This window comes from Methylorubrum extorquens, from assembly GCF_024169925.1.
GTDB lineage: Bacteria > Pseudomonadota > Alphaproteobacteria > Rhizobiales > Beijerinckiaceae > Methylobacterium > Methylobacterium extorquens_A.
Map to the genome: position 1 here is coordinate 690,930 of NZ_JALJXF010000001.1, position 14,465 is coordinate 705,394.

Sequence of the window (14,465 nt, forward strand, 5' to 3'; positions counted from 1 at the left end):
AGCCGCTGCACTGGAACGGAACGCCAGTTAAGCCAAACGCATATGCCGCCCGATCAGTCGGTACGCCACCGAGCGCTCATGATTATAGCTCGGTGTACGGTCCCGGAATGTGGTGTGACGGATCGAGCGTGAAGCGCTCGGGCTCTTTCGTCCAGATCTGGCAGATGAACTCGTAGGGTGTCAGCCACCTGTCCGCCTGTCAGGAGGAAGGCGAGTGGGCGGCAGAACCGGTCGATGAGGGCGTGGATCTTGGTCGTGCGTCCATCCCGCGAGGGGTCGATGGCCCGGGCTTGCTTCCCCCCTTTCCACCGGAGGCGCAACGGTGCGCCGTCACGGTCGAGGAGTTGACCAGCGCCTGGGAGGCGGCCCACCGGCCCGGGCCAGGGTCGCGAACAGATCACCCCGGCCCCCTTTGGCCGCCAATCGTACGAAGCGATTGTGGGGAGTCTTCTTCGGGCCGTAGACCTGACGCGGGGCATCCGTCCACCGCCGGCCTGACTTCATGGCGTGGATGATCCCGCGGATGCCGCGTCGGTCTTCGACACGCTCCTTGCCTCGGGTGTCTGTCGGCAGGTGCGGAGCGATCTTTGCAAACTGCTCCTCCGTCAACCAAAGTTCGGCCATCGGCTCCTCCTTCATCTGGGAGGAATCTCAGGTACGCCCGCCAAGCCAAACTTATGGATCCCGAGTCCAGATATCGTCGCTGATCACCTCATCGCGGTGCGAGCGTTGACCGTGGAGTACGGGCGTGACATCGATGCTGCGATCGATCCCGCCCTCCACGCGCTCGGTAAGGCACTCAGGCGCGAGAAGTCGGGAACGGGAACATTGGACATCAATCATTGATCGGAGTGGCTTCCGATTCCTTACACCACATAGCATAGGCACGCTCGCGCACCTCGAACGCAGTGCGCAGTAGCGTGTCCGGCTCGCCGCGAGCCTCCGGTAGCAGGACGAGCCCGGAGTCATTCGGCTTGCGATCAAGAACTTTGCCAGCCTCACACCGCCACGTGGCGTCAGCAGCAACGAAGAGGAGCTCCGACTCAGACATATTCATTTGGCTCACCAAGGCCTTCCGTAGAAATCAGGCGATACATGACGTGCGCTCTACAATTGCGCGCAACCGTTCAAGGAGCGCCACATCGCGCACCTGGTCAGGCTTGTCGAGTAGCAAAGCTACGTAGCGCCTCCGCTCACGGCATTTTGAATTCAGTACTTTAAGTAGTATTGCTGGGGACATATTGTAATATGGTTGTAATACATCTTTTGATATCAAAATTTAGCAAAAGCTTGCTTTCGATCGCGTCAATGCGCGTAACGTGCAGTTGAGCGTCGCGAAGCAATACTTACTATGAATGCCGTTTTTTCAATGAGACTTCGTCATGCAGAAAATCGCCCCGATAAAACTACCCAGAAACAGCTAAAAAATGAATTCTGCAGCCTGTTTATTAAAATAGACTTTAGTTGCTAAATCTCAAATCTTCCTTAGAAGTTGAACCTTCGCTATTATATTATATTCGACATATTAGTACAATTACAAAATGAGGCATGTGCGGACTATTGGAAGGACCTCTTATAGTGCGAGGAGGGACAGGAGGCTGAACGAACAGAATTGCCCTGCCCCCATTCGTCGGCCCGGGTTTGAAGTTAGTGCATCGTCAACCGTGTGAGGAAGGCCCCACGCACGATATCCCATCGCGGGCCACGCCGCAGCATGGATACGACATGGCGGTCGAAGTCCTCGAAGCTCTCGCCTCTGTAGGCCCAGCAGGCGCCGATGACACTGCCGCTCGATACGGTGGACAGGACCTTGACCTTGTCGAGGATGCCGCGATCATGAAGCGCCCTCATGCAGCCGAGATGGAAGACCATCCCCCCGTGCGCCGCCGCCGGACAGGGCCAATCCGATAAAGGGTTCGCGATCAGGACCCGGCATAATCAACTCGTTCGTAGAGGCCGGCCGAGATCAGGGGCTTGGCAGGAGTGCCACCGAGGATGAGCATTATGACGTTGCGCCCCATGTAGGCGCCACCCGTGCGCAGAAGCTTTCGCATGGCCCTTAGGTCCGTGGAGCTCGGGATCGGCAATCCTTTGGGATGGGTGTGCCACCTGCCGATGAACGCGACCGAGTTGGAGCGGACGTGTCGTGCGGTCGCGGCAGGACCGCGAGCGTCGCCGCATACTTGTCCCGCTCGTACGGGCTCGTGACGAAGCGCCAGGGATCGGCCTCGGTGGCATACATGCCCTTGAAGTATTCGGTATCGAGGCTCTTCGTTCGACGGCCTGTCGGAGCGTTGGCGGGTTTGTCGGAGTTTGCCTCCACCCCTGCGGCTCCTTCGATCCCGCACATGATGCTGGCGGCAGCGACACCTCCGGACTGGAGCAGAAGTCGGCGCGACATGGGCATGCGGTCACGCACGATAACCTCGGAGTGCAAGGAGCTGTAGGAGTGGGAAGCCAAGGCTGTTCGCAGCTGTACCGAGCCGCTGAGGCGACGGATAGGCGAACCTCAGGTCGCGATGGCGTGATGCTCGGTTGACTGTTCCCGCGCCGAATGGCCCGTCATTCCGATGCGAGCCAGCCCACCGCAGCCGTCATCGGATCGCTCGGGCCACCATCCGGGATCAGGACCCGTGTTTCGGTTCGCGCAAAACCTGCGCGTCGCAGATACAGATCGACAAGCTGAGCGTGACCCGTCGCATCGAGAGCCGTCCAGATCGCGACGGCCTTGGTCGGGAAACAGCGGTTCGAGAAGCTGACGATGACCGGCGATCCTGGGCGGAGCACGCGCGCAACCTCGGACAGCACCGTCACCGGCTGCTGGAGGTACTGCACCGACACGCAGATCAGCGCTGCGTCGACGCTCGCGCTCTCGATGGGGAGATGCCGGTCTGCATTCAGATCCTGCACGAAGCGCAGTGTCAGCCGTGGGTTGGCGTCGAGTTCACGCTGGTTCAAGCCATGGCCGATCACCGCAGCGAAGGCTTTCTCCGGGGGAAGGTGACTGACCCAACTCGACATCATGTCGAGGATGATGCCGCCCGAGGGGAGGAGTTCGGCGTACAGGCGCGTCACCGCGGCGATGGCCGGCTCATCGATATGCGTGACGAAGCGCGGATCCCTGTAGAAGCGGGAATCGGGCGAGGGGTCGTGCTTCGCGAACGCCTCGGACGGCAGCTCGGGCAGTTCGAGCGAGGAAATCCGGGTTGCAGACACGCTCAGAGCTTACCGTTGGAGCTGCCGATGATGGTGCACCAACAGATGCGTGGCCGACTTGGTTCGCGGTGGCACGCAGAGCCTGATGCCGCAGCTTCGATGCCGACCCGGTGAAGCCGCGAAGACCGACCCGGACGTATACGGTCGACGCCGTCAAGGGCGGGCAGCCGCCGGATCGCGGGCGCCATCGTGTCGCGTGTCGTCACCGCCCCTGAGTGCGTGGCAATCCCGTACCAGACGTGTTCGTTGTCCTTCGACACAGCAGGGAGCGCCCCAGCGGCGCGCAGTGCGTTTGTTTCCATCAGCCACCGCCCGGCTTCGTAGCGCTGCCGCGGCACGGATCGGTCCGTTCCGGCACCTCCCGGCCCTGTTCCGCCTCGCCTGGGCGACGAGCCGCACCCTGACGCTCGCCAGTATCGGTTTGCGCCTTGCCCGCGCGGCCATTCCTGCCCTGATGCTCTATGTCGCCAAGCTCGTTGTTGACACGGTCGTGGCCGGGCAAGCCGGTGCCGTCGGGCCGGCGAGCGCCTCGGACTGGTTCGCCCATCCGCTCCTGCGGCAGGTCAGCCTGCTGATCGGGGCCGAACTCGCGCTGGCACTCGCCTCCGACCTGCTCGGGCGCGCGACGAGCCTCATCGACGGGGTGCTGGCCGAGATGACCGGCAATGCCACCACGCTCCGGCTGATGGCACACGCCGCCACCCTCGATCTCGCCCAGTTCGAGGACCCCGCCGTGCAGGACGGGCTGGAGCGTGCCCGGCGTCAGGTCGCGTGGCGCGCCAACCCGATGGGCCAGCTCCTCGGCCAACTTCAGGATGGGCTTACAGCCCTCTCACTGGCTCTGGCCGTGCTCGCGTTCCTGCCCTGGCTCGTCGTCCTGCTCGTCCTCGCCCTGATCCCGGCCTTCCTCAACGAACTCCACTTCAACCGCCAGGGCTATCGCCTCGCCTACCAGCGCTCGCCGGACCGGCGCGAGGGCGACTACATGCGCCAGCTCGGGGCCGGTGCCGAGAGCGCCAAGGAGATCAAGCTGTTCGGCCTCAGTGGCTACCTGGCCGAGCGCTTCCGTCTGCTCGCTGACCGGGCGCTGCGCGAGAACACCCACCTCGCCCGGCGCCGGGCCGTCGCAGGCGGGCTGTTCGCGAGCCTCGGCACGCTCGCCTACTACCTCGCCTACCTCGTGATCGCGCTGCGGACGGCCACCGGCACGCTCACCCTCGGCGACCTCACCTTCCTGTCCGGCGCTTTCCTACGCCTGCGCAGCCTCGTCGAGGGCTTACTCCTCGGCCTTTCCCAACTCTCGGGCCAGGCGCAGTACCTCGACGACCTGTTCGGGTTCCTCGCACTCTCGCCCCGGCTCAACGCGCCGGAGTATCCCGCCCCGTTCCCGACGCCGATCCGCGACGGCTTCGTGTTCGAGGCGGTGGGCTACCGTTATCCCGGCGCGGAGCGCTGGGCAGTGCGCGATCTCTCGCTCACGATTCGGGCCGGCGAGGTTTTGGCGCTGGTGGGCGACAACGGCAGCGGCAAGACCACGATCGTCAAGCTGCTGGCGCGGCTCTACGACCCGACCGAGGGGCGCATCCTGCTCGATGGCCGCGACCTGCGCGACTACGACCCCGACGTGCTGCGAACCCGCATCGGCGTGATCTTCCAAGACTTCGTCCGCTTCGATCTCACGGCGGGCGAGAACATCGCGGTCGGGCGCATCGCGGCGCGGACGGATACGGCCCGCATCGAGGGCGCGGCGGGCCGCGCGCTGGCCGACACCATGGTGGGGCGGCTGCCCGCGGGCTACGACCAGCGGCTGGGCCGGCGCTTCGAGGACGGGGTCGATCTATCCGGGGGCGAGTGGCAGAAGCTCGCAATCGCCCGCGCCTACATGCGCGAGTCCGAGGTGCTGGTCCTGGACGAGCCGACCGCGGCGCTCGACGCCCGCGCGGAGGCTGAGGTGTTCGCCCGCCTCCGCGCTCTCGCGCTCGGACGTACCGCGCTCCTTATCTCGCATCGCTTCTCGAGCGTGCGCCACGCCGATTGTATCGTCGTGCTTGGGAACGGCCGGGTGCAGGAGGCCGGTACGCACGAGGAGCTGGTCTGCAACGGCGGTCGCTACGCTGAACTGTTCGAGCTGCAGGCAGCAGCATACCGATAAGCGGCAGCTCGCCGCTGACACTTCGACGTTGACCGAAACCCTCTCGCTGCCGGTCAGCGCACGAAAAATGGAGATTTGCCTCCGTACCCGTTCAATTCTGCGACGACACCGGAAGGTAAGTTGCCTGCCAGTAAATGTCTGGTTCCAGGCGATGCGTTTAAGTCCGCTTACGGCCGATTCTGTTGAAAAACTCGGCTGTTGCAGCGGCATTTGCGAGGTGATTCACTGCTGTTGTGAGGCAGGGATCGACGCAGATGATGGGACCTCGGCAAGTCGAGCAGGGTGCTCTGTTCTACGAGTTCTCGCTCGACACCCACGTTCCCGCCGACCATCTGCTGCGCTCTATCGACCGCTTCGTCGATCTCACCAGCCTGCGCCAGGAGTTGGCCCCGTTCTACGCCTCCACGGGCCGCCCCTCGGTCGATCCCGAGCTGATGATCCGTATGCTGATCATCGGCTACTGCCTCGGCATCCGCTCGGAGCGCCGGCTCTGCGACGAGGTTCACCTCAATCTCGCCTACCGCTGGTTCTGCCGCCTGGGCCTGGAGGGCCGCGTACCGGACCACTCGACCTTCTCGAAGAACCGGCACGGCCGCTTCCGCGACAGCGATCTGCTACGCCGCTTGTTCGAGCGTGTGCTCGCCCGCTGCATCGCCGAAGGGCTGGTCGGTGGCGAGGGCTTTGCCGTCGACGGCAGCCTGATCAAGGCCGACGCCAACCGACAGAAAGGGGTCGAAGGCTCTGCCGGTCTCCCGCCCGAGGCCGTGAGCCGGGCCGCTCAGGAGTATCTAGCCGTCCTCGACGAGGCCGCCTTCGGAGCCGCCACGCCCGTCCCACCCAAGTTCATCTCGCCCGCCGATCCGGCCGCTCGCTGGACCGGAGCACACGGCGGGCAAGCGTTCTTCGCCTACACGGCCAACTACTTGATCGACCTCGACCACGCGGTCATCGTCGATGTCGAGGCGACCACCGCCATCCGGCAGGCCGAGGTCACGGCGGCCAAACGCATGATCGAGCGCTCACGCGAGCGCTTCGATCTCTATCCGGCCCGGCTGGCGGGCGACAGCGGCTACGGCTCGGCCGAGATGCTGGGCTGGCTCGTCTACGAGCAGGGCATCGAGCCGCATATCAGCGTCTTCGATAAGTCGACCCGCACCGACGGCACCTTCTCACGCGCTGACTTCACCTACGACCAGCCCAATGACGTCTATCGCTGCCCGGCGGGCCGGATGCTGACGACGACCGGCACCTTGGTCAACGACGGGGCGACGTTGATGTATCGAGCGAGCAAGTTCGACTGCACGCCATGCCCACTGAAGGCGCGCTGTTGCCCGAACGATCCGGTGCGCAAAGTCCCGCGCTCGATCTACGAGGGAGCGCGAGACATGGCTCGCGACATCGCACGATCTGAAGAAGGCAAAACCTCACGCCGCGAGCGGAAGAAGGTCGAGATGCTGTTTGCCCACCTCAAGCGCATCCTGAAGCTGGACCGCCTCCGGCTACGAGGACCGAACGGAGCGAAGGACGAGTTCCACCTCGCAGCCGCCGCCCAGAACCTGAGGAAGCTCGCCAAGATCATCCCGGTCCCGCAGCCGAGCCCGGCTTGACTGGGAAGGAGGCCTCAGGGCCGAGGAGAAAAGACCGCCCCTGTCCGTCGCCGATCTCGGCCGCCACCGAGTTTTTCAACGAAATCGGCGCATCTGAGACCTCTTGTTAGGCGCCGGTCGAAGTCTGCTTTAGGAGTAGCGCCGCCGTGGTTGTATTCGGTACGAAGCCGATTGACCGTTTCGGCGCCGTGCCAAGGAGGCAACTCTTACCCGCACATCTCAACGTGTCATTTTCGTTTCATCGGATTGCGGTTCACGCTTCAGCTCGGGTTGCGCCGTTTAGAGGTAAGCCCAGTTCCAGTTTGACGAGTGCTACGAAAAGTTGCTTCGAAAGTTCGAACTGGAGCGAGCAAAAGCCTTTTATTGCTTACGGGCTAAGGCGCTCGGCGGCGAATCCTCCCTCTCCGTCATTCAAGTTTCTCTCACGATCAACGACTTAACTAACAGATCGAGCAACGCCTCGTAGCAGCGTTGCGGTAAGGGCGGCGGTCTCATAGTCTTGTGTGCTCCTGTCTCAGGGCGTGGGGAAACGCGTTCATGACCGAACACCATAAGGACGCCTCGTCGGGCGTCGCAAAGGCCGTCTTCGAGAGTCTGGATCCGGAACAGCGCGCGGCAGTCGAGAAAGAGGCGAACGCGAAGGGCGTCGAGCCAATCGAGATCGTCCGTCGGTCGCTCGACGTATTGATCTCGGAAACTGGGCAGGCGGATGGGAAGTCGGTGTTCGTTCGGCGCTCAGGAACCTGATTCAACGGAGGAGGGCTCCGGCGGGATGTGCCGGAGCCCTCCTCCGTTCCGGTTTGGCGATGTGCGTCAGACGCGATCCAATTCCGCCAGCGTGTCAGCGAGCTCCTGAAAATCCGCATCGTTGGTTGGGAAAAATTGGTTGTCCCTCTCCCGGATACGATTCACGAGCCGTCGCGCAGTCACCTTGAAGGGCACCTCCTTGTCACAGGCGCCGTCGGTGCTGAAATCGTATCCTTCGACATATCGTACCGGCCTCCGACCAGCTTCTCGTCGAGATGCGGGTGCAGCCCCAAGACATCGACAATGTGCCGTTCGGACAGAAGGCGGTGCTGCGCTTCCCGGCTTTCGACACGTGCGCCAGACCGGAGATCGACGGCGAGGTGACCTGGGTCTCGGCGGACGTGACCCATGACCCCAAGACCGGGCAGAGTTACGAGACCGCGCGCATCCGTATCCGCGAGGATCAGAAGGAGTTCCTACAGGGCTTGCGTCTCTTTCTGGACATGCGGGGGGGGGATCCTTGACCCAGATCGGCGAGTGCTTCCGTTCTTTCCTATCTCACGCGCCCTCTGTCCGATCAGATCGCAAACTAGGCGGCTGGACGCCCCGAGCCTTCGCCAACCAGACTGTCATGGCCCGAACATTTGCGTAGGCCGTGGACGACACACAGGGGGCGGATCGAGGCCAGCCGACCACTTCTCTTAATGAGAGGTGGGAAAAATGCAGTAAAACCACAGATTGGAAGTCCGGAAATCTTGCACATTCTCGTTCCAGGCCGGACATGTGGCACCTGTGCGGAGTGCTGCCGAGTTCTTGAGGTCAAGGCGCTTGCCAAGCCTGCCGGAACCACATGCGTGCATCAGACAGGTGGGGCATGCAGCATCTACCGGGAGCGTCCGGATGCCTGCGCTAAGTGGCATTGCCTATGGCGCAAGATCGGCGCTCTCCCGGATGAGTTGCAACCGGACCGTTCCGGGGTGATGTTCTCGCTGGAAACGGCTCCTACGGCTGACGACCCTTTCTTCCGTGCCCGCATTGTCTGCCGGGCCGTGCAGGGGCCTGACGCCTTTGAGCGGTGGGAGGCTGTCGAGGCGATCGACATGTTCGTTCGAGAGGGCTCGCTGCCGGTCTGGACGGCCTTCGACTCTGTGGTCTCTCTGGTCTATCCAGAGCCTGCCGATGCGGATCGGCTGAGGCACGCCATCAGGCATCCGCACCCCGAGATGAACCCAGATTGTGCGGAAGAGGCTGCAACCTGGAGGTTGAGGCTCGGGTACGGTGATGGGCATCAAGAAGCCGACGGTTTGGAACAAAAGCCGCTCGGCGCGTTAAAGCCTCTGTTCGCCACAGGAGGAGCACACATGGCAACCGGTACGGTAAAGTGGTTCAACGAGACGAAGGGCTATGGATTCATCCAGCCCGACAACGGCGGCAAAGACGTGTTCGTGCACATCTCGGCGGTCGAGCGCGCTGGCCTGCGCGATCTCGCTGAAGGGCAGAAGGTGTCCTACGAGGTTGAGATCGACCGGAAGAGTGGCAAAGAATCGGCCGGACAGCTTCAGGTTGCCTGATCGTCGGGCGGCCCTGCGTCGCCAGTAAGAAAGCGGTGGGCTGGCTTCGCGTCAGCCTACCGCCTGGTGGCCGTTCGCCCTGTTCGGTTCCCCGATCCGATGAACTCGTGAAAAGTCCGGCCCTGCGACCAACTCTCCAGCTTGGGATCATCCGCCGAGGAAACGCGGTTGCCACCCCGCGTCCACATGGGTCGGAGCTTTTGCTTGTCCAATCCCTTCCTGACTTCCCTTCTGCTCGCGTACGAGGCGCAGCGGGTTATCGAACTCCGCTTGGTACGGCTCGCCTGGGGCGGTCAGGAAGGGTGGGCCGAGTTGAACGCGATGGTGTTCGAGAAGATCGCGGCGACCACCGAGGCGACTACGACGTTGCTGACCGGCGGTTCACATGAGGATGTGGTTGCCCGCTATCGGGAACATGTGGCTGCGAACGCGGAGCGTCTGAGAGCGTAGCGTCCGCCCAGCTAAATCGGGAGATGCGCTGTCTTGGCCAGACCGGACGTACAGCGCTCCCCTGCGTGACGGTGCTGTACCCGACGCCGCAGTGAACTCGTCTGCCGTTTATGGCAGGACCTTCAGGGTACGATCTCGGCTGGTGAAGCCCGTTTCTTATCGCGGCGGTCGAGACATGGGCCTGTGCCCGCGAAAGCCGTTCTCGCCCGCTGGTGCGACCGGCGCATTCCCCCTTTCGCCTATCGGCCTTCAAGGCGGCAAGAGAGGGCTGTCTCGACGGGGCAGGAGGCGGGTGGCTCTCGATAGATCCGCACTCGAGGCGGGTCATCGCCGTTTTCCAGCGCAATGCGACGCTCCTCCTCGGCGTAGTCCCAACTCCACTCGTCGGAGTGCTCCCCATCGAGGACGACGCCGGCCCGGCAGCCCCAGCCATGCTGGCGTGCGACCTGGGCCTGCTCGTAGGTGACGGTGAAATAGCCGAATTCGTGAAGCTCTCGATCGCGGCAGAGGATCTGACCGTCAGCCGTCACGATATCGCCCGGCTTCGCACCATCCGGCATTGTCGATGTCATGGTTGGTTCCTACGCGACGCGCTTCAGCACGATTATACCGATCGATAGGGTACGTGGAACAGGTGGCAGAGCGTATTCCTGCAAAATAGTGGCGATCGGCATCGCCGCCGATGCGCTGCTCCCTGCTCGAGCCTTGGGCCGTAGTTACTGCGCCAGCCACCGAGAGAATGCCTCGGCGCGCTCGAGCTCTCATCCTGCCATCGAACGCGTGGTTCGAATCGATGAGCGTAAAAAGCCATCGCGCGGAGCCAACACAAAGAGAAAACGAGGCGCATCCCAGCATTCCTCTCGACGTCCTTCCCTTGACATGCTTGCTGAGAATACCGGCCAGCACGAGCCGGACAGGGAGCAAACATGCGCAGCGGTTGGGTTGTGTTCGGCGCACTTGGCTGCGCCCTCGGCGCCGCGCCGGCTCAGGCGGGCATCACCGGCATCGACATCGCCAGCGTCGAGCCTTTCGCGGACGGCGCCGAGTTCGGCGCAGCGGGCCCCTACGAGCGAGTCGTCGGCACGGCCCGCGGTGAACTCGACCCCGCCGATCCCGCGAATGCCGGCATCGTCGATATCGCTCTGGCGCCCCGCAACGCCCGCGGCATGGTCGAGTACAAGACCGACCTGTACATCCTGAGGCCCAAGGATCCGGCCCGCGGCAGCGGCACGCTCCTGTTCGAGGTGCTCAACCGGGGCCGCAAGTTCCTCTTCAACTGGGTCCTCGATGCACCGGCTCAGGCCGTGCAGGCCGTCAACGATCCGAAGACCGCCACCGATGCCGGGACCGGGCTCGTCCTGCGCCGGGGCTACACCCTCGTCTGGTCGGGCTGGGAAGCGGATGCACTGCGCCAGCAGGGCGGTATGGCGATCGACGTGCCGGTGGCCACGCGCGGCGGCACGCCGATCGTCGAGGTAGTTCGCGACGAACTCGTCAGCGCGACCCGCGGTCCGCCTGAGGCGCCTTTCTACCTGACCTTCAAGACGGCCAGCCAGGACAAGGCCGACGCGCGCCTCACCGTTCGGCGCCGGGAGGCCGACCCGCCGCGGCCGGTGCCGCCGGATGCCTGGCACTACGCCACCCCGCGTCAGATCGAGCTTCTGCCGAAGGGCACCAAGCCGCTACCCGGCTCGCTCTACGAATTCACGTACCAAGCCACCGAGCCGAAGGTGCTCGGGATCGGTTTTGCCGCCACGCGGGACGTGGTGGCCTATCTCCGCAGCGAAGGCGGCGCGGCCAATCCGGCGGGTGGCGCCATCCGGCACACTCTCGCACTCGGCATCTCGCAGAGCGGGCGCTATTTGCGTGACTTCATCCAACAGGGCTTCAACCGGGACGAAACCGGCAAGCGGGTGTTCGATGGCGTCCTGTCTCACATCGCGGGCGTGGGCGGGGTGTTCCTCAACGCCCGCTTCGCTCAGCCCTCGCGAACCAACACGCAGCACGAAGACCATCTCTACCCGGAGAACACCTTCCCGTTCTCGGCCGCCACCCAGCACGATCCCGTCACCGGTCGCACGGGCAAGCTGCTGCGTGATGATGGATTCGACCCTCTGTTGATCGAGGCTAATACCGGCACCGAGTATTGGCAGAAGGGCGCCTCTCTCCTCACGACCGATCCGGCGGGCCGCACCGATGTGCCGCTGCCCGACACCGCGCGCGCCTATTTGGTCTCGAGCGGCTTCCACTATGGGCGTGCCGGCTTGGCCTCGACCAAGGGACCCTGCTCCAACCCACGCAGCAGCCTGAACCCGGCCCCGGCCGTCCGGGCGCTGCTGGTCGCGCTTGAGGAGTGGGTGAAGGACGGCAAGGCACCACCGGAGAGCCGTGTGCCGCGCCTATCCGATCACACCCTCGTCGAAGCGGCCGATATCGGTTTCCCATTCATGGTCGGCGTCCCCGTTCCGACGGCGCCGAATGCGATCGCGCGCTTCAGCACCTACGTCGATCCACGCCCGGAAAGCGGGACGCAATATCGCCCCCTGGTCCCGCGCGTCGATGCCGACGGCAACGAGGTGGCCGGCATTCGCCTGCCGGCGGTTGCAGCCCCGCGTGCGACCTTCACCGGTTGGAACCTGTATGCCGATCCGTTCCCCGCCGGTGCGCTGTGCGATCGCGAGGGCAGCCAGATCCCGTTCGCGCGCACCCGTGCCGAACGGGACACGGCCGGCGACCCCCGTCTATCCCTCGAGGAGCGATATCAGGATGCGGGTGCCTACGTCGCGGCCGTGACGAAATCCGTCGATGCGCTCGTGTCCGGTCGCCTGCTGCTGCAGGAGGACGGAGGTCGTATGATCGCAGCTGCGCGACAGGAGATGCCGTAGCGGGTCGCAATCCGGCTCATCGAAAGTCCATAGCGCCAAAGCAAAATCTCGAATCGAGTTATGGAAAATGTCCGAGGGGATAGCCAGTTATACTGTCTTCCACGCCAAGATAGGGCTCACGTTAGTGAAAAGTACGAGCAGGTGCTGATCGGCGTGTAAGCAGTGGTCCAGGTTCGAAGACGGTGCAGGGTTGGCCTTCCCCGACGGAGCTGGTCGGGGAAGCTCGGTCAGCCAAGCGGATGAGGCCGGCACCAGCACCTCCGGGACCGGCGCTCGATCGCTGAGCAAGGCATGCGGGCAAACCCATGGCCGCCATCGTCACACGTTACGAGAAGGCCGCTGCCAGCTTTTCAGACGTCCCGCGCCTCGCCGCGATCGCTGTTTTGGAGCAAGTGACTCGTGGAACGCCCGAAGAAGCGAGAGCGAAACCGGATCAGTTCCGCAGAACCTTACCCGGATTGAGCAGGCCGTCCGGGTCGAGCGCCCGCTTCAGACGGTGCGCCAAAGCCATCTCTTCGGGCCGGCGGCGGCGGGCCAACTCGTCGACGCGGTACTGGCCGATGCCGTGCTCGGCGGAAATGCTGCCCGCGAACCGATCGACCACGTCGTGCACGAGACGGTTGATTGCGGTGCTATCGTGCTCGGGCCCAATCAGCACGTTGTAGTGCAGGTTGCCGTCGCCCATGTGGCCGAACACGTTTGGGACGGTGCCGGGCGCGCCCTCGGCCAAGGCTCGGTCGGCGGCCTCCAGGAAGGCCGGGATCGCCGGGATCGGCACCGAGACGTCGTGCTTGACCGATTTTCCCTGGTGCGCCTCGCACTCCGTGATGCGCTCGCGCAGGCCCCAGAGGCCGGCGGCCTGCGCCTTCGACTCGGCGAGCACGCCGTCCAGGGCGTCGCCCCGCTCCAGAACCTCGCCCAGCGTGCCTTCGACGGCGTCCCGGAGACCCGAGAGGCTCGATCCCGCCTCGAGCAGGATGCACCAGGGGGAGGCGGGCAGCGGGCTCGGCAGGCCAGCATAGCGCTCCAACAGATCGAACGAGCAGCGCGAGATCAGCTCGAAGGCCTGGATCGTGTCGCCAAGGCCGTCCTGCGCGGCGGCCAGCACCCGGAGCGCCGCTTCCGGGTCGGGCACTGCCAGCAGGGCGGTCTCGGTGTGGCGCGGCCGGGGCACGAGGCGCAGCACCGCCGCGGTGACGATGCCGAGCGTCCCCTCGCTACCGATGAAAAGCTGCTTCCAGTCGTAGCCGGCGTTGTCCTTGCGCAGCGAGCGCAGGCCATCGACGACGCTGCCGTCGGCGAGGACGACTTCGAGACCGAGCACGAGGCTGCGCGTCATGCCGTAGCGCAGCACGTTGATGCCGCCGGAATTAGTGGCGATCATGCCGCCCACCATGGCCGAGCCCTCCGCGGCGTAGCTCACCGGGAACAGCCGCCCGGCGGCCTCCGCCGCCTCTTGCGCTGCCTGGACGACGCAGCCCGCCTCGACCTCCATCGTGAGGCCCACCGGATCGACCGCGCGGACCGCGTTCATCCGCGCCAGCGAGAGCACGATCTGGCGTCCTGAAGCGTCGGGAGTGGCTCCGCCCGCGAGCCCGGTATGGCCGCCCTGGGGCACCAGGGCGATGCCGGCCTCGCGGCACAGGCCGACGACCGACGCGACTTGCGCCGTGCTCGACGGCCGGGCGATTGCGGCGGGCCGGCCTGGGAACAGGCGGCGCCAGTCGATGGCGAAGGGCGCGCAATCGGCTTCATCCGTCAGCAGGCCGCCCGGTCCCAGCAGGCCGTCGAGGCGGGCGAGGAGATCGGGGGGGAGACCGGTCGCGCTCATGGCTCG

13 protein-coding genes and 2 pseudogenes are annotated in these 14,465 nt (G+C 64.5%); 8 read left to right on the forward strand and 7 right to left on the reverse strand.

Annotation, left to right across the window (positions count from 1 at the left end):
• Positions 1-82: 82 nt before the first annotated feature.
• Both J2W78_RS03365 and J2W78_RS03370 read right to left on the reverse strand, forming a co-directional pair.
• Positions 83-190: pseudogene (locus tag J2W78_RS03365) on the reverse strand (IS481 family transposase); the annotation flags it as partial.
• Positions 180-624 (reverse strand): annotated as a pseudogene (locus J2W78_RS03370) (IS5 family transposase); the annotation flags it as partial. The pseudogenes J2W78_RS03370 and J2W78_RS03365, both read right to left, overlap by 11 nt.
• On the opposite strand from J2W78_RS03370, the gene J2W78_RS03375 reads away from it, so the two are divergent.
• Positions 508-846, forward strand: coding sequence for a hypothetical protein (locus tag J2W78_RS03375; RefSeq protein WP_253374126.1), 339 nt, complete (start codon positions 508-510; stop codon positions 844-846). The pseudogene J2W78_RS03370 and the gene J2W78_RS03375 overlap by 117 nt on opposite strands.
• Before the next feature lie 801 nt (positions 847-1,647).
• Here J2W78_RS03375 and J2W78_RS03380 read toward each other — a convergent pair.
• From J2W78_RS03380 to J2W78_RS03390, 3 genes are all read right to left on the reverse strand, one after another.
• Entirely contained in the window at positions 1,648-1,872 is a 225-nt protein-coding gene (locus J2W78_RS03380; RefSeq protein ID WP_253368039.1) for a hypothetical protein, read from the reverse strand.
• A 50-nt stretch (positions 1,873-1,922) separates the two neighbouring features.
• Entirely contained in the window at positions 1,923-2,348 is a 426-nt protein-coding gene (locus J2W78_RS24815) for a Mov34/MPN/PAD-1 family protein (RefSeq protein ID WP_367399410.1), read from the reverse strand.
• Positions 2,349-2,562: 214 nt separating this feature from the next.
• Positions 2,563-3,216: a class I SAM-dependent methyltransferase gene (locus tag J2W78_RS03390; protein ID WP_253368041.1), complete on the reverse strand. Its 654-nt coding sequence runs from the start codon at positions 3,214-3,216 to the stop codon at positions 2,563-2,565.
• A gap of 286 nt (positions 3,217-3,502) precedes the next feature.
• On the opposite strand from J2W78_RS03390, the gene J2W78_RS03395 reads away from it, so the two are divergent.
• From J2W78_RS03395 to J2W78_RS03420, 6 genes are all read left to right on the forward strand, one after another.
• A complete protein-coding gene (locus J2W78_RS03395) occupies positions 3,503-5,368 on the forward strand; it encodes an ABC transporter ATP-binding protein (protein ID WP_437178557.1) in 1,866 nt (621 codons plus the stop codon).
• A 254-nt stretch (positions 5,369-5,622) separates the two neighbouring features.
• The gene (locus J2W78_RS03400) at positions 5,623-6,975 is read left to right on the forward strand and encodes a transposase (protein ID WP_253368010.1); all 1,353 of its coding nucleotides are present in this window, start codon (positions 5,623-5,625) and stop codon (positions 6,973-6,975) included.
• Between the two features lie 537 nt (positions 6,976-7,512).
• Positions 7,513-7,722, forward strand: coding sequence for a hypothetical protein (locus tag J2W78_RS03405; protein ID WP_253368045.1), 210 nt, complete (start codon positions 7,513-7,515; stop codon positions 7,720-7,722).
• Positions 7,723-8,003: 281 nt separating this feature from the next.
• Complete coding sequence (locus tag J2W78_RS03410; RefSeq protein ID WP_253368047.1) at positions 8,004-8,246, forward strand: hypothetical protein; 243 nt, start codon at positions 8,004-8,006, stop codon at positions 8,244-8,246.
• A gap of 837 nt (positions 8,247-9,083) precedes the next feature.
• On the forward strand, positions 9,084-9,293 hold the full coding sequence (locus J2W78_RS03415; RefSeq protein WP_253373950.1) for a cold-shock protein: 210 nt from the start codon (positions 9,084-9,086) through the stop codon (positions 9,291-9,293).
• Positions 9,294-9,497: 204 nt separating this feature from the next.
• The gene (locus tag J2W78_RS03420) at positions 9,498-9,743 is read left to right on the forward strand and encodes a hypothetical protein (RefSeq protein WP_253368049.1); all 246 of its coding nucleotides are present in this window, start codon (positions 9,498-9,500) and stop codon (positions 9,741-9,743) included.
• A 239-nt stretch (positions 9,744-9,982) separates the two neighbouring features.
• Here the strand turns inward: J2W78_RS03420 and J2W78_RS03425 are convergent, their stop codons facing one another.
• Positions 9,983-10,315 (reverse strand): hypothetical protein, encoded by a 333-nt coding sequence (locus J2W78_RS03425; protein ID WP_253368051.1) that lies wholly within the window; start codon positions 10,313-10,315, stop codon positions 9,983-9,985.
• Positions 10,316-10,669: 354 nt separating this feature from the next.
• Between J2W78_RS03425 and J2W78_RS03430 the strand changes: the two genes are divergently transcribed.
• Entirely contained in the window at positions 10,670-12,628 is a 1,959-nt protein-coding gene (locus J2W78_RS03430; RefSeq protein WP_253368053.1) for an alpha/beta hydrolase domain-containing protein, read from the forward strand.
• 433 nt (positions 12,629-13,061) lie between these two features.
• Here J2W78_RS03430 and J2W78_RS03435 read toward each other — a convergent pair whose 3' ends face one another.
• A complete protein-coding gene (locus J2W78_RS03435) occupies positions 13,062-14,459 on the reverse strand; it encodes an FAD-binding oxidoreductase (protein ID WP_253368055.1) in 1,398 nt (465 codons plus the stop codon).
• Between the last annotated feature and the right edge of the window lie 6 nt (positions 14,460-14,465).